This window comes from Streptomyces acidicola (assembly GCF_009377235.1).
Taxonomy (GTDB): Bacteria; Actinomycetota; Actinomycetes; order Streptomycetales; family Streptomycetaceae; genus Streptomyces; species Streptomyces acidicola.
Genome location: NZ_VMNX01000024.1, coordinates 39,626 through 59,957, shown reverse-complemented (window position 1 = coordinate 59,957; position 20,332 = coordinate 39,626). Strand labels below are relative to the sequence as shown.

At 68.9% G+C, this 20,332-nt stretch carries 16 protein-coding genes; 7 read left to right on the top strand and 9 right to left on the bottom strand.

Going from position 1 to position 20,332, the window contains the following annotated elements:
* Window positions 1-58: 58 nt before the first annotated feature.
* The 7 genes from FPZ41_RS10080 to FPZ41_RS10050 are packed head-to-tail and all read left to right on the top strand — an operon-like array spanning window position 59 to window position 7,991.
* Window positions 59-1,747, top strand: a complete 1,689-nt coding sequence (locus tag FPZ41_RS10080) for an ABC transporter substrate-binding protein (RefSeq protein ID WP_152861173.1) — start codon at window positions 59-61, stop codon at window positions 1,745-1,747.
* Between the two features lie 7 nt (window positions 1,748-1,754).
* Complete coding sequence (locus FPZ41_RS10075) at window positions 1,755-2,708, top strand: ABC transporter permease (RefSeq protein WP_152861171.1); 954 nt, start codon at window positions 1,755-1,757, stop codon at window positions 2,706-2,708.
* Complete coding sequence (locus tag FPZ41_RS10070) at window positions 2,708-3,697, top strand: ABC transporter permease (protein ID WP_152861169.1); 990 nt, start codon at window positions 2,708-2,710, stop codon at window positions 3,695-3,697. The genes FPZ41_RS10075 and FPZ41_RS10070 overlap by 1 nt, the downstream gene beginning before the upstream one ends.
* A gap of 14 nt (window positions 3,698-3,711) precedes the next feature.
* Window positions 3,712-4,572: an ABC transporter ATP-binding protein gene (locus FPZ41_RS10065; protein WP_152861167.1), complete on the top strand. Its 861-nt coding sequence runs from the start codon at window positions 3,712-3,714 to the stop codon at window positions 4,570-4,572.
* Window positions 4,569-5,390 carry an ATP-binding cassette domain-containing protein gene (locus tag FPZ41_RS10060; RefSeq protein ID WP_322620037.1) on the top strand — a complete coding sequence of 274 codons (822 nt, stop codon included), beginning with the start codon at window positions 4,569-4,571 and terminating at the stop codon, window positions 5,388-5,390. Before FPZ41_RS10065 ends, FPZ41_RS10060 begins: the two co-directional genes overlap by 4 nt.
* Complete coding sequence (locus FPZ41_RS10055) at window positions 5,387-6,679, top strand: alpha/beta fold hydrolase (protein ID WP_152861165.1); 1,293 nt, start codon at window positions 5,387-5,389, stop codon at window positions 6,677-6,679. The genes FPZ41_RS10060 and FPZ41_RS10055 overlap by 4 nt, the downstream gene beginning before the upstream one ends.
* 46 nt (window positions 6,680-6,725) lie before the next feature.
* Complete coding sequence (locus FPZ41_RS10050; protein WP_152861193.1) at window positions 6,726-7,991, top strand: aminopeptidase P family protein; 1,266 nt, start codon at window positions 6,726-6,728, stop codon at window positions 7,989-7,991.
* Window positions 7,992-8,358: 367 nt separating this feature from the next.
* Here FPZ41_RS10050 and FPZ41_RS10045 read toward each other — a convergent pair whose 3' ends face one another.
* The 9 genes from FPZ41_RS10045 to FPZ41_RS10005 all read right to left on the bottom strand — a co-directional run bounded on the left by FPZ41_RS10045 (window position 8,359) and on the right by FPZ41_RS10005 (window position 20,332).
* Window positions 8,359-9,231, bottom strand: a complete 873-nt coding sequence (locus tag FPZ41_RS10045; protein ID WP_152861163.1) for an LLM class flavin-dependent oxidoreductase — start codon at window positions 9,229-9,231, stop codon at window positions 8,359-8,361.
* Window positions 9,228-10,424, bottom strand: coding sequence for a metal-dependent hydrolase family protein (locus tag FPZ41_RS10040; protein WP_322620035.1), 1,197 nt, complete (start codon window positions 10,422-10,424; stop codon window positions 9,228-9,230). Before FPZ41_RS10040 ends, FPZ41_RS10045 begins: the two co-directional genes overlap by 4 nt.
* Entirely contained in the window at window positions 10,421-12,133 is a 1,713-nt protein-coding gene (locus tag FPZ41_RS10035; RefSeq protein ID WP_322620034.1) for a hydantoinase B/oxoprolinase family protein, read from the bottom strand. Before FPZ41_RS10035 ends, FPZ41_RS10040 begins: the two co-directional genes overlap by 4 nt.
* Window positions 12,130-14,169, bottom strand: a complete 2,040-nt coding sequence (locus FPZ41_RS10030) for a hydantoinase/oxoprolinase family protein (protein WP_152861161.1) — start codon at window positions 14,167-14,169, stop codon at window positions 12,130-12,132. Before FPZ41_RS10030 ends, FPZ41_RS10035 begins: the two co-directional genes overlap by 4 nt.
* Before the next feature lie 30 nt (window positions 14,170-14,199).
* Window positions 14,200-15,201 carry an ABC transporter permease gene (locus tag FPZ41_RS10025; RefSeq protein ID WP_152861159.1) on the bottom strand — a complete coding sequence of 334 codons (1,002 nt, stop codon included), beginning with the start codon at window positions 15,199-15,201 and terminating at the stop codon, window positions 14,200-14,202.
* The gene (locus tag FPZ41_RS10020; protein ID WP_152861157.1) at window positions 15,198-16,745 is read right to left on the bottom strand and encodes a sugar ABC transporter ATP-binding protein; all 1,548 of its coding nucleotides are present in this window, start codon (window positions 16,743-16,745) and stop codon (window positions 15,198-15,200) included. The genes FPZ41_RS10025 and FPZ41_RS10020 overlap by 4 nt, the downstream gene beginning before the upstream one ends.
* A 5-nt stretch (window positions 16,746-16,750) precedes the next feature.
* Window positions 16,751-17,776 (bottom strand): sugar ABC transporter substrate-binding protein, encoded by a 1,026-nt coding sequence (locus FPZ41_RS10015; RefSeq protein WP_152861155.1) that lies wholly within the window; start codon window positions 17,774-17,776, stop codon window positions 16,751-16,753.
* 99 nt (window positions 17,777-17,875) lie between these two features.
* Window positions 17,876-19,321, bottom strand: a complete 1,446-nt coding sequence (locus tag FPZ41_RS10010; protein ID WP_152861153.1) for an aldehyde dehydrogenase (NADP(+)) — start codon at window positions 19,319-19,321, stop codon at window positions 17,876-17,878.
* A 9-nt stretch (window positions 19,322-19,330) separates the two neighbouring features.
* On the bottom strand, window positions 19,331-20,332 hold the full coding sequence (locus FPZ41_RS10005; protein WP_152861151.1) for a proline racemase family protein: 1,002 nt from the start codon (window positions 20,330-20,332) through the stop codon (window positions 19,331-19,333).

Sequence of the window (20,332 nt, the reverse complement as noted above, 5' to 3'; positions counted from 1 at the left end):
CCACCCAATGGACCCACCCATCGAGTTCGTCCACCCGTATCGACCCAAGGAGTGCCCCATGAGGAGACCTGCGGTTCTTACTGGTATCACGGTGCTCAGCACGCTGACGCTCGCAGCCTGTACCGGCGGTGCGGGCATCACCTCCGACAAGGGCGGAGCCGGATCCTCGCCGACTCCGGCCACCGGCGGCACCGTCCGCATCCTGGCCGATGCGGACTTCTCCCACCTGGACCCAGGGCTCGGCTGGGACGGCGGTGTCAACAACTTCTACCGGCTCATCTACCGCGGCCTGACCACGGTCGGCGCCGGACCCGGCGCCGAGGGCACGAAGATCGTGCCCGATCTGGCCACCGACACCGGCACCCCGTCCGACAACGCGAAGACCTGGACGTACCACCTCAAGGACGGCCTGGCCTTCGAGGACGGGACACCGATCGACAGCGCGGCCGTGAAGTTCGGCATCGAGCGTGCGTGGGACCCCGAGATGGGCGGATCGCCGTACCCGAAGGAACTGATCGAGGCGCCGGCCGACTACAAGGGGCCCTACCAGTCCGATGGCCTCGACTCGATCGAGACGCCCGATGCCAAGACCGTCGTCTTCCATCTGAAGAAGCCCTTCCCCGACTTCCCCAGCGCCCTGACGATGCCCAACTTCACGCCATTCCCGAAGGGAACCGGCGCGAAGCACGCCTTCGACACCAAGCCCATAGCCTCCGGCCCCTACAAGGTGGCCAGTTACGACCACGGCACCTCGCTCAAGCTGGTCCGCAACCCGCAGTGGAAGGCGTCGACCGACAAGGTCCGGGCGGCCAAGCCGGACGCCTTCGAGTGGACCTTCGGGCTCGACGGCGCCACCATCGACGAACGTCTGCTGGCCGGTCAGGGCACGGACGTCGACGCCATCGCGGGCAATGCCGGCACCATCCAGCCGGCGACCCTGTCGCGGATCCAGACGCCGCAGTTGAAGGCGCGCACGATGTCCGGGTACGCGGGCTGCACCACGTACATGGGGATGAACACGACCCGCGGGCACCTCTCCGACCCGAGGGTGCGCAAGGCCATCGCGTACGCGATCGACAAGAACACGGTCGTCGCCGCGCTCGGCGGCTCCCGGCTCGCTGCCAAAGCGACCGCGATCCAGCCGCCGACCATCCGCGGCCGTACGGACTACGACCTCTACCCGCACAGCGAGGACAAGGCCAGGAAACTGCTCGCCGAGGCCGGTGTGTCGGGCGGGTTCACCCTCACCCTGGACAACCGTCCGGATCCCAAGAACACGGCGGTTGCGGTGGCGATCCAGGAGGCGCTCAAGCCTCTGAACATCAAGGTGAAGATCAACACCATCGACACCTCGTCGTACTACGAGGTCATCGGCACCACGGCCAAGCAGCACGACCTCGCCGTCACCGGCTGGTGCCCCGACTGGGCGTCCGGTTCGACCTTCCTGCCGCCACTGTTCGACGGTCGCAGGATCACCCCGACCGCGAACACCAACCTGGCGCAGCTCGACAACGAGGCCATCAACAAGCGGATCGACGAGATCGCGGCCATGAAGGACGTGGACGCCGCCAACAAGGCGTACGGCGCGCTGGACAAGCAGATCATGGCCGAGGCCCCGATCATCCCGCTGGCCTACGAGAAGGCCCTGCTCATCCCAGGCGCCAACATCGCGGGCGCCTATCTGTCCGCCTCGTTCAGCGGTGGCATCGACCTGGTCTCCGTAGGCCTCAAGGACTCGGGGAAGTAGGCGGCCGATGACGACTGCCTTCACGCACGACGCACAGGCCGGGACGTCGGCGGGCGCACCCGGCGCGTCCATCACCCCCGGCCGCCGGATCCTGGGCGCGCTGCGGCACGACCGTGCCGCGCTGTTGAGCGCCTCCTTCCTTGCCCTGATGGTGCTGATGGCGCTCTGCGCGCCACTCATCAGTGCCCTGACCGGCCAAGGACCAACGCAGTTCGACATGGCGGCCATCGACGTCGACGCGGGCGGCCTTCCGAAGGGTGCGTTCGGCGGTATCAGCGCCGAACACCCCTTCGGTGTCGAGCCGTTGAACGGCCGCGACATACTGGCGCGCATCGCGTACGGCGCACGCGTGTCGTTCCTGATCGCCGCCTCGGCGACGGTGCTGACCACCCTGCTGGGCGTGGTCCTCGGCATGGTCGCCGGCTTCTACGGCGGCTGGGTCGACCAGGTCGTCTCGCGGGTCATGGACTTCCTGATGGCCTTTCCGGCACTGATCTTCATGATCGCCATCCTGTCGTCGCTGCCGACGGGGAACAGGTCGCTGCTGCTGGTCGCCGTGATCAGCCTGTTCGGCTGGCCCTATCTCGCGCGTGTGGTGCGCGGGCAGACACTGACGCTGCTGAACCGGGACTTCGTCGAGGCGGCCCGCGCCTCGGGGGCTTCCCGGCGCGATCTGGTGTTCAAGGAGATCCTGCCGAACCTGCGGAGTTCGCTCATCGTGATGACGACGCTCGCCGTGCCCGGATACATCGGAACCGAGGCCGGGCTGTCGTTCCTGGGCGTCGGCGTCAGCCCGCCGACGCCGTCCTGGGGCCAGATGATCGCCAACTCGGTCACCTGGTACGCCGTGGATCCCCTGTACTTCGCGATCCCCGGGCTCTTCCTCTTCCTGACCGTGCTGTCCCTCACCGTGCTCGGGGACCGGGTCCGGGCCGCCACCGACGCGGGGGAGGCCGCCTGATGGCGCGCTACCTCGCCGGCCGGATCACCGGGCTCGTACTGATCCTCTTTCTGGTCTGCCTGTTCACCTACCTCATCTTCTTCAAGCTGTCACCGGACCCCGCGCTGATGATCTGCGGCAAGACCTGCACACCGGAACGGGTCACGCAGATCCGCACCGTCCTCGGCATCGACAAGCCGTTCCTCACCCAGTTCTGGGACTTCCTGAGCGGGCTGTTCGCCGGGCGGGACTACGGCTCCGGCACGAACCTCGTGCACTGCCCGGCCCCCTGCCTCGGCTACTCGTTCCAGACCAACCAATCCGTGTGGCAGATGGTCCTGGACCGGCTCCCCGTCACCGCCACCCTCGCGATCGGCGCGGCCACGCTCTGGCTGCTCGCCGGCATCACCATGGGACTGCTCAGCGCGGTCAAAGAGGGCACCTGGTGGGACCGGTCCGCCATGAACCTGGCCCTGGGCGGTGCCAGCATCCCCAACTACGTGCTCGCGCTCGCCCTGCAGTACGTCCTCGTCGTCAAGCTGCAGATCCTGCCGTTCCCGTCGAGCGTGGCCTTCACTGACGCCCCCTGGCTGTGGTTCCAGTCGTACCTGATGCCGTGGATCGTGCTCGCCACCGGCGCCGCATGCCTGTACGCCAGGCTGACGAGGGCCAACGTCATCGACACGCTGGCCGAGAACTTCTTCCGCACCGCCCGTTCCAAGGGCCTGGCACCCGTCCTCACGATGCGGCGGCACGCGCTGCGACCCGCGCTCACGCCGATCGTCACGATCTTCGGCATGGACTTCGCCGCGCTGCTGGGCGGCGCGCTGATCACCGAGACCGTCTTCGGTCTCAACGGCATCGGGAAAATGGCCGCCGACTCGATAGCCAAGAACGACCAGCCGGTGATCATGGCGGTCACGCTCCTCGCGGCCTTCTTCGTGGTGGTGGGCAACGTCGTGGTCGACCTCGTGTACACCGCCCTCGACCCGAGAGTGAGGATCCGATGAGGGGCCAGGGTCCGATGAGCGAGGATCCGATGAGCGCAGCCGCGTCGGGTCCGGACGTGACGAGCGAACTGCTGGTCGTGGAGAACCTCACCGTCACCTTGCCGACCACGCGCGGTCCCGTGGCCGTCGTCAAGGACGTGTCCTTCACGGTGGGCCGGAACGAGACCGTCGGCATCGTCGGCGAATCCGGCTCGGGCAAGTCGATGACCAGCCTGGCCATCATGGGCCTGCTGCCGCGCGGGGCCCTCACGACCGGCAGCGTCCGGCTGGACGGCGTCGAACTGCTCGGCCTGGGCGACCGCGAGATGCGTCGGATACGCGGCGCGCAGGCGTCCATGATCTTCCAGGATCCGCTGTCCTCGCTGAACCCGTACTACACGGTCGGCCTGCAGATCGAGGAGATGTACCGGGCGCACCTCGGCGGTTCGCGTAAGGAGGCCAGGAAGGTCGCCGTCGAGGCGCTGGAGCGGGTCGGCATCCCGGAACCGGAGCGACGGACCGGGCACTACCCCCACCAGTTCTCCGGCGGGCAACGACAACGCATCATGATCGCGATGGCGCTGGTCTGTTCCCCCGGGCTGCTCATCGCCGACGAGCCGACCACGGCCCTGGACGTGACGGTGCAGGCCCAGATCCTGCGTCTGCTCGCCGACCTGCAGCGGCAGACCCGCACCGGGATGGTCTTCATCACCCATGACCTCGCCGTGATCAGCTCGATCGCGACGCGTGTGCTCGTGATGTGCCGGGGCGAGCAGGTCGAGTACGGCACTGCCGAGCAGGTCTTCTCGGCACCTGAGCACGCCTACACGCGCAGGCTGCTGGAGAGCATCCCGCGCATCACTGATGATCTTTCCGCCGACGAGGTGGTTCTGTGACCGACGTACTGCTCAGCGCCCGCGACCTGACCAAGCGGTTCACCACCCGTGGCACGTTCGGCCGCAAGAGCGAGTTCACCGCCGTGGACGGCGTCAGCTTCGCAGTACACCGGGGGGAGACCCTCGCCGTGGTCGGCGAGTCCGGCAGCGGCAAGTCCACCAGCGCGCGGATCGTCGCCAAGTTGATGGAGCCGAGTGCGGGCACCCTGGAGTTCGAGGACGAGGACGTCACCCACGCCACAGGCGCGCAACTCGCCCGCTACCGCGCCGACGTGCAGGTCGTCTTCCAGGATCCGTTCTCCTCGCTCAACCCCCGGCACACCGTCGAGCGCATCCTGATGGCGCCGCTCGACTACCAGGGCATCGCACCCAGCGGAGGCCGGCGAGCGTACACCGGGGAGCTGATGGAGCGGGTCGGTCTCAACCCCGACCACGCCCAGCGGTATCCCGCGCAGTTCTCCGGCGGCCAGGCCCAGCGGATCGGCATCGCCCGTGCGCTCGCCGTCAATCCGAAACTGGTGATCTGCGACGAGGCGGTCTCCGCGCTGGACGTGTCCGTTCAGGCACAGGTCCTTGAGCTGCTGCTGCGCCTTCAGCGCGAGAGCGGGTTCAGCTACATCTTCATCGCCCACGACTTGGCCGTGGTCCGGCGGATCGCGCACCGAGTGGCGGTCATGAGCGGGGGAAAGATCGTCGAACAAGGGCCGCGCGGCCAGGTCTTCGACGACCCTCGCCACCCGTACACGCGAACGCTGCTGGCTGCCGTTCCCCGGATCAACCCGGAGTGGGACCGCCGAAGGAGGGCCGCCACCGCATGACCGGCACCGTCACCTACACGATTCCCGGCATGCACGTGCGGGAGCACCTCGTGGACGTCCCGCTCGACTGGTCCGATCCGGCCCACGGGACGATCCAGCTCTTCGCCCGTGAACTCACCGCTCCCACGCGGAAGGACGAGGACCTGCCCTGCCTGGTCTATCTGCAAGGCGGCCCCGGCGGGAAAGGTCCACGCCCGCTCGACCGGAGCGGATGGATCGGCCAGGCCCTCAGGACGCACCGGGTGGTCATGGTCGACCAGCGCGGCACAGGCCGCAGTACCCGGATCGACGCCCGCCGGATGAGCGCGTTCGCGACGGCCCAGGAGGGTGCGGACTTCCTCACGTGTTTCCGGGCCGACTCGATCGTGGCGGACCACGAGTACCTGCGGAAGACCGTCTACGACGGCACGCGCTGGTCCACGCTTGGGCAGTCGTACGGCGGCTTCCTCACTCTGACGTACCTGTCCCGGGCCCCCGAGGGGCTGAGTGTCTGCTACGTCACCGGAGGACTGCCCGGTCTCGAACCGTCGGCCGCCGAGGTCTACGGGCGTACGTACCCGCGGGTCGAAGCGAAGAACGAGGCGTTCTACCGGCGATACCCGCAACACGTCGAACACGTCGGCCGGATCGCCGACCGGCTGTCCGAGGGCGATGTGCGGCTCCCCGACGGCGACGTGCTGACCATCCGGCGGCTGCAGTCGCTCGGCATCGACCTCGGTATGAAGCCGGGCCACGAGCGCCTGCACTGGCTGCTCGACGAGGCGTTCAACGGGAACGAACTGTCGGTCGCGTTCCTGCACCAGGTGCTGACCCGGACCTCGTACAGCGACAACCCGCTCTTCGCGGCGCTGCAGGAGAGTATCTACGGGCACGGCGCCGGCGCGACCGCGTGGGCGGCGCAGACCGAGCGGGCCCGGCACCCGCAGTTCGCGGAGGACGCCAGACCGCTGCTGTTCACGGGGGAGATGATCTACCCCTGGATGTTCCGGGAGATCGCCGAACTACGCCCGTTCCAGGGGGCGGTAGAGCTGTTGGCCGCCCGCGAGAAGTGGCCTCCGTTGTACGACCTCGACCGACTGGCCGCCAACGAGGTTCCGGTCGTCGCCGCCGTCTACCACGACGACATGTACGTGGACGCGGGCCTGCAACTGGACACGGTCTCACGGGTCGGAAACAGCCTGACCTGGGTCACCAACGAGTACGAACACGACGGCATCGGCGACGAGCGGGTCTTCGCCCGGCTGACCGAGCTGATGCAGGACGCAGGAGGAGGAATCACCGGTGCGTGACGGCAAGCCCCCGAAGCTGACCGACGTCCCCGCATTCAACGCGTACATGGTCACGGGCTGGGACACTCCCGACCGTACGCCATCCGTCGTCCCCGGCGCCGCCGAGGCCGCCGCCGATCACCGGGCGCGGTTGGCTGCCGCGCTTCCCGGCAGGACCGTGGTGCTGAGTGCGGGGGAGGCTCCTGTCCGCAGCAACGACACGACGTACGACTTCCGCCCGGACAGCGACTTCTACTGGGTGACGGGCTGTGCGATCGAGAACGCCGTAGTGGTGCTGCGGGCCGGCGACGCCACGCTCTACATACCGCCTCCCGCCCACCCCGGCGAGCAGGCTTTCTGGCGGGACGCCAGGTATGGCGAGCTGTGGATCGGGGCCGCACCGGGCCTCGATGACTGGGCAGATGCTCTGGGCATCGACGTGCGCCCCCTTTCGGAGCTCCGCGAGGACGTGACGGTCGACGAGGAAGTCGGCCGGACCCTGGCCGAGCTGCGCATGTACAAGGACGCGTGGGAGGTCGGACAACTCCGCCGAGCCGTGGACCGCACGGTCGAGGGCTTCGCCGCGGTCGTGCGCGAGATCCCGGCCGCAATCGAGGGCCCGGGGGAACGATGGCTGCAGGGCACCTTCGACCGGTACGCCCACGCGTACGGCAACGGCCCGGGCTACGCGTCGATCGTCGGCAGCGGCAAGCACGCGCCGACACTGCACTGGGTCCGCTGCGACGGCCCGGTACTCCCGGACGAACTGCTCCTGCTCGACATGGGCGTGGAGGTGGACAGCCACTACACCGCCGATGTCACCCGTACCTTCCCGGCCTCCGGTCGGTTCTCCCCCACCCAGCGGAGGGTGCACGACCTGGTGGAGATGGCCCATCGGGCCGGGCTCAAGGCAGTGGGCCCGGGCCGACCGTTCACCGACTTCCACCACGCCGCCATGGAGGTGATCGCGCACGGCCTTGCCGACTGGGGGCTGCTGCCGGTCTCCGTGGACGAGGCGCTGTCCGACACGGGCCAGCACCATCGTCGCTACCTGGTCTGCGGCATCGGCCACCACCTGGGGCTGGACGTGCACGACTGCGCGCGGGCCGGCGACGAGGCGTACCAAGGTGGCACGATGGCCCCCGGCATGGTGCTCACGGTCGAGCCCGGCCTGTACTTCCATGCGCACGACCTGACCGTGCCGCCGGAACTGCGCGGCATCGGCGTGCGCATCGAGGACGACATCCTGGTCACCTCTGAAGGCGCGGAGGTGTTGTCCGACGCGCTGCCGTTGGACGCGTCCGGGCTGGAGCGATGGATGACTGGCAACTGAGCAATGTGACTTTGCGCTGCTGCCTGTGTTCCACGTTCTGTAGGAGGACCTGACCACGGCGTCGAATGTGACGGCGTCGCGCTTTCCCAGCGGATGCGCGGGCGGCGAAAGCAGTGCAGGCAGGAGGTTGGCGTGGTGCGCTCGACGACCCAGTGGACGATGCCCAGGCCGGGGCCGTGTGGTTCGCCTCGCTCGGCGTTCACGGGGCGGACGCCGCGCTGCCGGAGCCGTCGACGGTACTTGTCGTGGCCGTAGCCGCGGTCCACCAGCAGTGCGTCCGGCCTGCGCCCGGGTCGGCCGACGAGCCCGACCCGCCAACACCGCCGGCCACCGCACTGGCCCATGGTGGGCCAGTCCTGTGAACGGCTCAGGCATGAGTGGCAACGACCATGTCGATGGCGGCGGCCGGCACGCCTCGGCCGTCGGGGCGTGGCCAGTGCACGGTGAGTTCGTCGAATCCCGCTGCCGCCACGTCCTCGGCAAACTGCCGGTAGGTGTCCGCGTCCCCGAAGGGGCGCGCTTCGTCGAGCGCCACCTGCGCGATGCGGCGGATCTGTTTGCCTGGCGCCACCTCGGCGATCACCTTGCCCAGACTCTTGTTCTGCTCCGCGATCGCCGCCAGCCACTCCTGCGGCCCCGGTGACTGGCGATACGGCCCATAGGTCACCCAGGCCGAGCCCAGGAGTGCCGCCAGTCGCATACTCCGTGGGCCCGTCGCGGCGACGGTCAGCGGCACCCGGGGCTGCTGCACACAGCCCGGGATCATTCGCGCATCTTCGGCACTGTAGAAGGACCCACGGGAGGTCGTGCGGTCCTGCTCCAGCAGAGTGGCGAGCAGCGTCGCCCACTCTTCGAATCGGTTGCTGCGCTCCTTGCGAGTCAGCGGCGCCTGGCCGAGCACGCGTGCGTCCGCGTCTTCCGCGCCCGCTCCCACACCCAGCTCCAGCCGCCCCGCGGCCATGTGGTCGAGGGTCATGACCTCTTTCGCGAACGGCACGGGATGCCGGAAGTTGGGCGTCGCCACCTGCGCACCGAGGCGCACGGTGGATGTTGCCCCAGCCGCCGCCGCGAGCAGCGGCACCGTGCTGAACCAGGGGCCGTCGGCCAGGTCACGCCAGGACAAGTGATCGTACGTCCAGACCGTACGCGCACCCGCCTGCTCCGCGTCACGGACCCTGGCCAGGAACTCCGCCGGGGCCCGGTCGGGCAGGACCAGGCAGGACAAGTCAGGAACTGTCATTTCGGCACTCCACCCTGAATCACGGTGCGGCTCCGCTTCTCGTCCCACAGCAACGTCTCGTCATCGGTGAGTCGGCCGTCCAGCAGAAGCAGGTCGGCGGTCGCGCCCACCGCGACGCGGCCCAGGTCGGGCCGATTGATGAGCTCTGCGTTCACTCTGGTTGCCGAGCGCAGGGCCGCCTGCCAGCCGATTGCTTCGGCTTGCAGTTTCAGTCCGCGCAGTTGATCGTCTTCCAGGTCGGCCATCAAGTCGGTCCCGAAACCGACGCGCACCCCGGCCTCTTGTGCGCGTCGTACCGCTCTGACGCCTGAGTCCAGCACCTCGGCGTTCTTGGCGCGTTGCACGGGGCTCAGGGCTACCTCCCGCCAGCGCCGGGCCATCGCGTCGTAGGCCGCCAGCGTCGGTACCAGGAACGCCCCGGCGGCGGCCATCGCTGCGGCCGTGTCCGTGTCCAACAGGTTGCCGTGCTCGATGGAGCGCACCCCGCCCGCGATCGAGTGCTGGATCGCCTCGGGTGAGTAGGCGTGGGCGGCGACGTAGCTGCCGCGTCGTCGGGCTTCCTCGGTCACCGCCCGGATCTCCTCGGCCGAGTACTGCGGCACCCGGATCGGGTCGGTGGGCGACACCACGCCGCCGGAGGTCATGATCTTGAGGGCGTGTGCGCCGCGACGGAACCGGTCGCGCGCCGCGACCCTCAGGTTGTCCACCCCGTCGACCACCTGGTTCATGGGCCCGGAGTGGAAGCAGATGTCGGTGTCGGCGGCGCGCGGGTCGCCGTGACCGCCTGTCTGGCTCATGGCCGGGCCGGTCCACAGATAGCGGGGGGACTCGATCAGTCCTGTGGCGATCGCCTGGTCCAGGCCGGCGTCGCCACCCGCGACGTCACGGACCGTGGTGAACCCGCGGCGCAGCGCCCGGCTCAGCCTCCGGGCGCCTGCCAGTGCCACGAAGCTGAGCGGTGTGTTCTCCAACTGCCACGCGTCGAGGCTTGTCGCGTAGGCGTGGAAATGCGCGTCGATGAGGCCCGGCAGGAGCGACGCTCCAGCGGCAGCGAGTGTCCGCGACGCCGGGTGGTTTTTGCCCGCACCGGGTCCGACGGCCACGATCCGCCCGTCGTGTACGACCACGTCGGCTTCGACGGGCTCGTCTTCGTGCAGCAGCGCGTCCGTAATGACGAGGTCGGCCGTGGTCACAGGGCCGCCCGCAACTGTGCCGTGGCCGACTCGTCGACTGCCCACGGTTGCTCGGTGATCACGACCCCGTAGGCGGACCGGGCCGCCTCGACCGACACGAAGCCGTCGATCACGTCCTCCAGCACCTTCGCCGGCTCGCGTTCGAACGCGGGCCCGTAGCCGCCCCCGCCGCCGGTGACGTTGGCGAGGACGTCTCCCGCCGCAAGCGAGTTGTAGCTGCCCCGGGTGACGACCTCGCGCTCGGTGCCCGGGTTGAGCACGATCCGGGCGGGAGTCGCAGGCCGGCCGCCACCGATCGGCCACGGTGCCGACTTGGTGCGGTAGACCAGCGCGATGCCGGTGGACGGTGCGGCGAACCGGTAGACACGCTGGACGCCGACGCCGCCGCGATGCCTGCCCGGACCTGCCGTGTCCGGCACATAGCCATAATGTTCGATGAACATGGGCGACTTCTGTTCCAGTACCTCGACCGGATTGTTGCGACAGCCCGGCTCGGACATGTGCATGATGCCGTCTTCTCCGTCGCCGTCGGCGTGCCCGCCGAACCCGACGGCCTCGTTGGTCGCTTCCAGCCACGGCTGGCCTGTTCGCGGGTTCGTTCCGAGTCCCATCATTGACGAGACGTCGCCGCCGGAGCAGGCCGGAATGCGCTCCGGCATGCCCTGGGCGAGCGCCTTCAGGATCACCTCGCCGGCGAGCAGACCGGTCCACAGAGTGAATGTGGGCATCGGCGGCACGGCGTGCATGACGCTGCCGGGATCGGTGATCACCTTCAGCGGAGCGAAGTTGCCGGCCACCACTGGGGTGTCCGGCGTGGTCAGTGCCTTGAACACGAGACTGGAGAGCGCGATCGTCTGGCCCACCGGCAGGTTGATGGGGCCGCGTACGTCGCGTTCGCTGCCGGTCCAGTCGACGACGAACTCGTCCTCGGTGATCGTGACCGTGGCCTTGAGCAGGATCTCGCGGTCGGTGTCGACGCCGTCGGAGTCAACGATGTCGGTGGCGCTCCAGGTGCCGCGCGGCAGGTCGGCCAGGGCCAGCCGGGCCAGCCGTTCGCCGTGGTCGTTGATCGACCGCATCGCGGCGGCCAGCACGTCGGCGCCGTGCTTGGCAGCCAGTTCCTGGACACGCCGTACTCCCGTCACGCAGGCCGAGACCTGGGCCTGCAGGTCGCCGACGGTCCGCTCGGGCATCCGGGAGTTGAACCGGATGATGTCGAAGATCTCCTGGTTGGGCTCGCCCGCGCGGTAGAGGCGCGAGCCCGGGAAGAACATGCCTTCCTGATACATGTCGGTCGAGTCGAGCACGTACCCGGGGTTCTTCTGCTTCAGGTCGAGCACGTGGATGCGGCACGAGGCGAAGCCGATCAGTTGCTCGTCGACGCGGATCGGTGCGAAGACGAGGGTGTCCAGTGTGTGCGCTGACGACCAGTACGGGTAGTTCAGCAGGAACACATCGCCGGGCGCCATGTTGTCGGCGCCGAGGTGCTCGATCGCCCGGTGGATACCATGGTCGTTGCCCCGTGTGAAGATCGCGATGCCGGGCGCGTCGGCTACCACGTCGCCGTTCGCGTCGTGCAGGCCGATGCCGTAGTCGTGGATCTCGTAGACCACGGTGTTGTACGCCGTCCGGCACAGGTTGCGGGCCATCTCTTCGGCGGCAGCCAGCAGGGCGTGCCGGATGACCTCAAGGGTGATCGCGTCGGTCACTGGTTCTTCTCCTCCGCGTGGACGCTGATGACGAGTTCACCGTGTTCGGCCACGCGCAGCCGGTCGCCGGTGTGCAACACGGTCGTGGCCGTGTGCTCGGCGACCACCGCGGGGCCGTCGATCATGTCGCCGACCATCAGTGACTCCCGGCTGACAAGGCGGTAGGTAACGCCTGTGTCGGACTGCGTGAAGACCTGGCGTTCACCCAGCACCGGCGGCTCGCCGATGGTGCGCTCGGTGTGCCGGGGCCATGCGGGCTTGTCGACCAGGCCGACCGCTCGCAGGCGCAGCGTCACGATCTCGACCGCGTCGTCCATGACGTGGCCGTACAGCCGTTCATGGAGCGCTCGGAAGCTGTCCGCGAGGTTGTCGGTGACGTTCTCGGCCGGGTAGGGCACGGTCGCCGCGTGCTCCTGGCCGGCGTAGCGGAGGTCGACCGAGTGGTGCAGGCTGCGGTGTTCGGGGCCGAAGCCCTCGTCGCCCAGGACCGTGTTCGCCTCGGCCTCCATCGCGGCGAACGCCTCTTCGAAGTACGCCTGTGGGGTCGAGGCCAGGGGGAGCACGTCGGTGCGTGAATAGTCGTGCTGCACGTCGGCCATGAGCATGCCCAGTGCCGAGAACGCGCCTTGTCCCGGCGGCACGACGACCGTCGGGATGCCGAGTTCGCGGGCCACGTCCACGGCGACCAGGCCGCCGCCTCCACCGAACGAGAGCAGCGCGAAGTCCTTCGGGTCGCGGCCGAGTTCGACGGTGATCGCCCGGACCGCGCCGACGATTTTGATCGTCGAGATGCGCACGATGCCGCGGGCCAGCGTGCGCAGGCTCATCCCGAGTCGGTCGGCGATCGGCTGCAGCGCCTTGGCGGCGAGATCGTCGTCGAGGCGCAGCGAGCCGCCGAGCGGCGAGTCACTGCCCATGTAGCCGAGGATCAGGGCTGCGTCGGTGAAGGTGGGCTGGGTGCCGCCTCGCCCGTACGCGGCCGGGCCCGGGGAGGCTCCGGCGCTCTGCGGGCCGACCTGCAGGGCGCCGGCCGCGTCCAGCCAGGCGATCGAGCCGCCGCCCGCGCCGATGGTGTGGATGTTGAGCGAGGTGGTGTTGATGGGCAGGCCCTCGAACTCGGCGCCCTGGTGCAGCACTGGCTCACCGTCGAGCACCAGTGAGGCGTCCAGGCTGGTGCCGCCCATGTCGATGGTGATCATGTTGGGGGTGCCGATCACCTTGGCGAGTGAAGCGGCGCCCACGACACCGCCGGCCGGACCGGACAGGATCAGGTTGACCGGCTGCCGGGTTGCCGCGGCGGCGGTCATCGCGCCGCCGCCGGAGCGCGACATCAGGAACCGGCCGGCGAAGCCGCCCTCGTCCAGCCGCTTCGCCAGGGCTTCGAGATATGTCCGCATGATCGGTTTGATGTACGCATCCAGTACGGCCGTCGAGGTGCGCTCGTACTCGCGGTACTCGCCGGACAGCTCGTGCGACAGGGTCACTTCGACGCCGGGCGCGATCTCGTGCAGTACGTCCCGCATGGCGAGTTCGTGCGCCGGGTTCGCGTACGCGTGGAGGAAGGAGACAGCGACCGCCTGATAGCCGCCGGCTGCGATCTCGGCGGCGACCGAGCGCGCACTGGACTCGTCGAACGGTGTCGCAACGCTGCCGTCGAACAGCGAACGCTCCACCACCTCGAAGGTGTCCCGCCGCTTGAGCAGGGCTTCCGGCTTGCGGTAGGTGAGCGCGTACATGGGTCGCCGGTCGGTTCGCCCGAGCAGGTAGACATCGCGGAAGCCGGCAGTGGCGATCACGGCCACCTTGGCTCCGGTGCGTGTCAGCAGTGAGTTGAGGCCGAGTGTGGAGCCATGGTTGAAGGTGGTCACCTCGTGCAGCGCGGCCTCGGCGGCGGCGAAGGCCGCGAGCACCCCCTTGGTGGGCTCGGCCGGGGTGGTGGCCACCTTCTCGAACCGCAGCTCCCCGGTCTGCGGGACGAGTTTCACCACATCGGTGAAGGTGCCACCGACGTCGATGGCGACGCGTACTTCAGCCATGTCGAAACCTTTCTGCGCTGGGGGGACGGGTCAGAGCCGACGCCGGTCGGCGGCCGCGAGCGCCACCGCGGCCAGGATGATGACACCCGTGACCAGGTCTTTCATCTGCGGATTGACGTTGAGAATGTCGAAGCCGTTGCCGATCAAGGCGATCAGGTAGACGCCGACCAGCGAGCGCCAGACCGCGCCGATGCCTCCGTAGATGCTGGTGCCGCCGAGGATGATCGCCGCGATGGCCTGCAGTTCGAGGCCACTGCCGGCCTGCGGCTGGCCTGATGCGAGGCGCGAGACTCCGATCGCGCCGGCGATGCCGACGGCCAGGCCGCTGAGCGCGAACACGGTGACCTTGACCCGGTCCACACGCACGCCGGAGAGATGAGCCGCGTCGGAGTTACCTCCGACGGCAAACACATGCCGGCCGAAGACCGTGCCGTTGAGCAGGAGCGATGCGAGGGCGAAGACGACCAGCAGGATGAGGACCGAGTAGAAGATCCCGGCGACCTGACCGCGCCCGAGATCGGAGAAGCCGCTCGTGGTCACCGTGATCAGCGAGCCCCCGGTGACCAGCACGGCGACCGCCTTGTAGACCAGGCTGGAGGCGAGCGTGGCGAGGAACGAGTGCACGTTCAGACGGGTCACGGCGAGTCCGTTGAGCGCACCCATGACGAGGCCCAGCACGGGCGCGGCGAGCAAGGCCGTCCATGTGCTGCCGGTGGACGTGGCGATCGATGCGGCGACCACGCTGACCACCGCGTACATCGCCGCCGTGGAGAGGTCGAACGCTCCTGAGACGATGACGAACGTGCCGGCCACGGCGATGATCGCGAGCGGTGTGCTCTGGTTGAGGATGTTCATGACGTTGGTGAAGGACAGGAACGACGACGAGATGATCGACAGCGTCACGAAGATCGCGGCCAGCAGGATCAGTGCGGCGTAGTCCCGGGCGAAGGCGATGACGCGGGGGCCGATCGGGGTGCCGCCGTGGACGGCAACGCCTGCGCCGGCCTCGGGCGCGGTTTCGGTGGCGGTCATGGCATGGACTCCTTTGCCTTTCCTGCTTCGCCTGTTCCGGCCGTGTCCGCGACATCGAACAGCCGCCGGAGGACGTCTTCGACAGCAAGCCCGCGCGGGTCCACCTCGTCGAGCACCTCGCCGCGGCTGACCAGGTGGGCGCGGTGGGCGAGGCCGAGCACTTCCTCGTGTTCCGAGGAGATCAGCAGCACTCCGATGCCGCGGGCCGCCAGGTCGGCGATGAGCTCGTAGATGGCGAGTTTGGCGCCGACATCGACACCGCGGGTCGGTTCGTCGAGAATCACCAGCTTCGGATCGCCGACCAGCCACTTGGCGATCAGCGCCTTCTGCTGGTTGCCACCGGAGAAGCTCTGTACCGGCAGTTCGGGCTTGGCCGGGCGCAGCTCCAGGCGGCGGACCAGCTCGTCCACCTGCCTGCTGACTGCCTGTCGGTCGATGACGCCGAACCGGGAGAAGCGGCCCAGAGAGGCAAGTGTCATGTTCTCGGTGACGCTGCGCTGCAGTACCAGGCCCTGCCCGTGCCGGTCCTCGGGGACCAGTACCAGGCCCAGATCGCGACTGTGCCGCGGTGTCATCCGGCCGAGCGTGCGGCCGTCCAGCGTGACGCTTCCGGCGGTGACCCGGTCCGCGCCTATCAGGGCTCGGGCGATTTCCGTGCGCCCGGAGCCGACCAGCCCCAGCAGCCCGACGATCTCGCCCGGCCGTACTTCGAACGAGGCCCGCTCCACTCCCCCGTCACTGGCCAGCGCCTCCACTTTGAGCAGCGGTTCGACGTCCGGGTGGGGCGCGGGCGGCAGAGACGGGAACGAGACAGCGAGCTCCCGGCCAAGCATCGCCTCCACCAGGGACGACTTGGTCTGCTCCGCCGCGGGCGCGGTGCGGATCTTGCGGCCGTCGCGCATCACCGTGACGGTGTCGCTGACCTCGAGCACGGAGTCGAGGAAGTGCGACACGTAGACGATCGCCCGTCCCTGCGCGGTAAGGAGACGGATCACATCGTGCAGCCGCTGGGTCTCGTGCGCGGTGAGCGACGAGGTCGGCTCGTCCATCACGATCACCTTGGCCTCCCGGGCCAGGGCGCGCAGGATCTCGACCTTCTGCTGGTCGGCGATGCGCAGATCGCCCACCCGCGCATCCGGGTCGAGGCCGAAGCCTGCGATCTCGTCGAGCTCGGCGAACCGGCGGCCATGGTTACGGCGCAGGATGCCGAAGCTGCTCTGCTCGATGCCGAGGAAGACGTTCTGTGCCACCGTCAGGTCAGGCACGAGCGACAGCTCCTGCGCGATCATCACGATCCCGCGACGCTGTGCCCGTACGGTGTCCCAGCGCCCGACCGGCTGTCCCTCGACGGCGATGCGCCCCGAATCGGGTGAGTAGACCCCGGCTGCGATCTTGCCGAGGGTGGACTTTCCGGCCCCGTTCTCCCCGACCAGGGCGTGCACGCTGCCCGCGTGCACGACCAGGTCGACGCCCTCCAGGGCCACTGTTCCGCCGAACCGCTTGGTGATGCCGGCTAGCTCGATGACTGGCTGGGCGGTGGCCATCGGTGTCAGCCGTTCCATTCGCCGGTGAAATCCGGGGTCCTGGCCAGGGTTTCCTTGGTCGCGTACGGCTCGACTCCGCCGATCCCGTCCGAGTCCACCACGGCCTTGGGCGTGCCCCCGTCCATCGCCTTGATCAGCTGCTCCATCGCGGCCTTGCCCATGCTCAGCGGGAAGTTGATGTACGCGGCCTTCCATGCGCCGGAGCGGACGGCCGCCACGGCGTCCTTGGTGCCGCCGGCACCCGTCAGGTAGACGCTGCTCGGCTTGATGCCCGCGTTCTGCAGGGCGATCTGCGCGCCGGCGGCCTCCTGGTCGGCGTTCGAGAGGATGACGTTGATGTCCTTGTGGGCCTGGAGCACGTTGCTGATCGCCTTGAGCGAGGTGTCCCGGTCGTACTGGCCCTCGACCGTGCTGACCACCTCGATGTTGGAGTGGGCGCCGAGCACCTTCTTGTAGGCGTTGCGGCGGGCCACGTCGAGCGGCGTCGACAGGTTGCCGACCAGCAGCACGACCTTGCAGGGGTTGATGCGGGCGCAGTAGGTGACCACACCCTCGGCCTGCTTCTGCGCAGCCGCGGCGGGCGGCACTCCGACGGTGGTGACCACGCCGTCGACCTGCGGCTCCATCTTGTTGATGTCCGGCCCTATGGGGTTGAGCACCGTCGCGACCGGGATCTTCTTGGACAGCGGGAATGCCGCGGCCAGGCCGACGCCGTCGTTGGGCACTACGACGACACCGTCGTAGTCGCCGGTGCTGGTGACGTTCTGCAGCTGCGACAACTGCGTGTTCGAGTCGAACTGGCCGTCAAGGAGCTTCAGGGTGATCTTCTTACCGGATGCGGCCGCGGCCTGCTGGACGCCCTTGTAGACGGCCTGGTTGTAACCGTTCTGGCTGGAGGCTGCGAGCACGGCGACCTTGCGTGTGCCGCCGCTTGAGCTGGCCGAGTCGGCCGCTCCGCAGGCGGTGAGCAGGAGGGCGGTGGTGGTGGTCAGGGCCAGAGTGGCGGTGATCCGGGTGCGGAATCTGTTCATCGGAGTACCTCCGCTTTTGTTCGCTATGGCGCAGTAATATGTCACACCGCACTACGGGGGGAAGGGTGTCACCGGTAAAGAATCTGTTTCGTCCCTGCGTCAGGAGACGGGGTTTCCCCAGTTCACCGACGCTCCGGCGGCCGAACGACGCTGCGGCACCCGCCACGGGTTGTCGTCACGCAGCGCAGGGGGGAGCAGCTCCGGTGGGCAGTTCTGGAAGGTTACCGGGCGCAGGAAACGCTGGATCGCGGCCGTACCCACGGACGTCGTCGCCGGGGCGGTGGTGGCCGGGTAGGGGCCACCGTGCTGCATCGCGGGAGTCACCGCGACACCGGTCGGCCAGCCGTTGAAGAGCAAGCGGCCCACGCGTTCACGCAGCAACGCGACGAGCCTTCGCAGCCACTCGTTGTTCTCCCCGGCGGCACTGTGCACCGTGGCCGTCAGCGCACCTGGGAACAGCCTGCCGATCGCGTCCATCAGTAAGTCCGGGCGGTCCGGGTCATAGCGCACGACGATCGACAGCGGACCGAACGCTTCGTCCAGCAGTGCGCTCCGCTGCTTCAGCAGATCGTCCAGTCCCACCTCGACCAGGGTCGGAGTGGCCCGGCACCAGCCGTCCGGGGCCGCCTCGACGGCTCCCTCGGCCAGCACGGCCACTCCCGGAGCCGCGAGCACGGCGGCGCGGCGCTCGGTGTAGGCGGCGGCTATGCCCTCGTGCAGCAGCGGATGGCCGGGCACCGCGTCCGCTGCTGAGCCGAGCGTCCGGGCCAGGCCGTGGCCGTCCGGCAGAAACAGGAAGCCGGGTTTGGTGCAGAGCTGGCCGGCCGATCCCGAGACGCCGGCGACGAAGCCGGACGCGACCTCGTCGGCCCGTTCGGCCAGCGCAGCCGGCGTCACCACGACCGGGTTCACGCTGCCCAGCTCACCGTAGAACGGGATCGGGCGCTCCCGCCCGGCGGCGATCCCGGCGAGCATCCGGCCGATCTCGAAAGAACCGGTGAACGCGGCCGCGGCGATCCGGTCGTCGCGCAGCAGCCGTACGCCGTCCTCCTGGTCGAAGACCACCTCGAAGGTCTCTGCAGGCAGGCCGGCCCTGAGCAGCGCACCCCGTACCTTCTCGGCGGTCAGTGCCGACAGCCGGGGATGTCCGGGGTGCGCCTTGAGAATCACCGGACATCCGGCGGCCAGCGCGGAGGCCGTGTCACCGCCTGCGACCGAGAACGCGAACGGGAAGTTGCTCGCCGCGAACACCAGCACCGGGCCCACCGGCAGATTGAACCGCCGCAGGTCGGGACGCGGGCCCAGCACGAACCCCGGGTCGGCCTCGTCGATGCGCACATCGAGGAACTCCCCCTCGGCGCAGACGTCGGCGAACAACCGCAGCTGCACGACCGTGCGCTTCAGCTCGCCGCGCAGCCGCGCCTCGGCCAGCCCGGTCTCGGCCATCGCCTGCGGTACCAGCTCGTCGGCCGCGGCCGTCAGCTCGTCCGCGATCGCATTGAGCAGACCTGTCCGCTGGGCCGGCGAGCTCTCGGTGAGGTCCATGCGTCTTCCTCAGAACTCGAAGCCCGCCGGGTACGGGTCGGACGGGTCGAGCATGTACTGCCCCAACCCGGTGACCCAGGCGCGGCCGGTGATGGTCGGCACGACGGCGGGGTGCGGGCCGACCGTCGTCTCGCCGATCAGCCGCCCGGTGAACCGGCTGCCGATGAACGATTCATTGATGAAGTCGGCGCCGATCGCCAGCTCGCCGCGGGCCCACAGCTCGGCCATCCGTGCGGACGTTCCCGTGCCGCACGGTGACCGGTCGAACCAGCCGGGAAAGATCGCCATCGCGTGCCGGGAATGCCGGGCCGTCGAGCCGGGTGCGATGAACTCGACGTGATGGCAGTGGTCGAGGCCGGCGATTTCCGGATGCTTCGGCGGCGTCTGGGTGTTGATCGCGTCCATGATGGCCAACCCCGCGGTGACGATCTCGGTCTTACGGGCCCGGTCGAACGGGAGCCCGACCGCGTCCAGGTCGACCATCGCGTAGAAGTTGCCGCCGAAGGCCAGGCTGTACGGCACCCGCCCGACCCCCGGCACGTCGATCGTCGCGTCCAGCCGGTCGCTGTACGCCGGCACGTTCTCCAGCGTCACCGAGTCGGCGTGCCCGTCGCTGACCTGGACGGTCGCCACCACCAGCCCGGCCGGGGTGTCCAGCCGGATCGTGGTGACCGGCTCGGTGACCGCGACCATGCCGGTCTCGACCAGCACCGTGGCCACCCCGATCGTCCCGTGGCCGCACATCGGCAGGCAACCGGAAACCTCGATGAACAGCACGCCGAAATCGGCGTCCGGCCGGGTTGGCGGCTGCAGGATCGCCCCGCTCATCGCGGCGTGCCCGCGTGGCTCGTTCATCAGCAGCCGCCGAACGTCGTCCAGATGCTCCATGAAGTGCAGTCGGCGCTCGTTCATCGTCGCGCCGGGAATGACGCCCATCCCGCCGGTGACCACCCGGGTGGGCATTCCCTCGGTGTGCGAGTCGACTGCCGAGAACAGGCGCTTCGCCCGCAT

Excerpts from the sequence above, each read along its gene's own strand:
- FPZ41_RS10055 (WP_152861165.1), top strand. The coding sequence starts at position 5,387 with ATGACCGGCACCGTCACCTACACGATTCCCGGCATGCACGTGCGGGAG.
- FPZ41_RS10020 (WP_152861157.1), bottom strand. The coding sequence starts at position 16,745 with ATGGCCACCGCCCAGCCAGTCATCGAGCTAGCCGGCATCACCAAGCGG.
- FPZ41_RS10075 (WP_152861171.1), top strand. The coding sequence starts at position 1,755 with ATGACGACTGCCTTCACGCACGACGCACAGGCCGGGACGTCGGCGGGC.
- FPZ41_RS10045 (WP_152861163.1), bottom strand. The coding sequence starts at position 9,231 with ATGACAGTTCCTGACTTGTCCTGCCTGGTCCTGCCCGACCGGGCCCCG.
- FPZ41_RS10010 (WP_152861153.1), bottom strand. The coding sequence starts at position 19,321 with ATGGACCTCACCGAGAGCTCGCCGGCCCAGCGGACAGGTCTGCTCAAT.
- FPZ41_RS10065 (WP_152861167.1), top strand. The coding sequence starts at position 3,712 with ATGAGCGAGGATCCGATGAGCGCAGCCGCGTCGGGTCCGGACGTGACG.
- FPZ41_RS10080 (WP_152861173.1), top strand. The coding sequence starts at position 59 with ATGAGGAGACCTGCGGTTCTTACTGGTATCACGGTGCTCAGCACGCTG.
- FPZ41_RS10070 (WP_152861169.1), top strand. The coding sequence starts at position 2,708 with ATGGCGCGCTACCTCGCCGGCCGGATCACCGGGCTCGTACTGATCCTC.
- FPZ41_RS10030 (WP_152861161.1), bottom strand. The coding sequence starts at position 14,169 with ATGGCTGAAGTACGCGTCGCCATCGACGTCGGTGGCACCTTCACCGAT.
- FPZ41_RS10005 (WP_152861151.1), bottom strand. The coding sequence starts at position 20,332 with ATGCGGGCGAAGCGCCTGTTCTCGGCAGTCGACTCGCACACCGAGGGA.
- FPZ41_RS10025 (WP_152861159.1), bottom strand. The coding sequence starts at position 15,201 with ATGACCGCCACCGAAACCGCGCCCGAGGCCGGCGCAGGCGTTGCCGTC.
- FPZ41_RS10015 (WP_152861155.1), bottom strand. The coding sequence starts at position 17,776 with ATGAACAGATTCCGCACCCGGATCACCGCCACTCTGGCCCTGACCACC.
- FPZ41_RS10050 (WP_152861193.1), top strand. The coding sequence starts at position 6,726 with ATGGTCACGGGCTGGGACACTCCCGACCGTACGCCATCCGTCGTCCCC.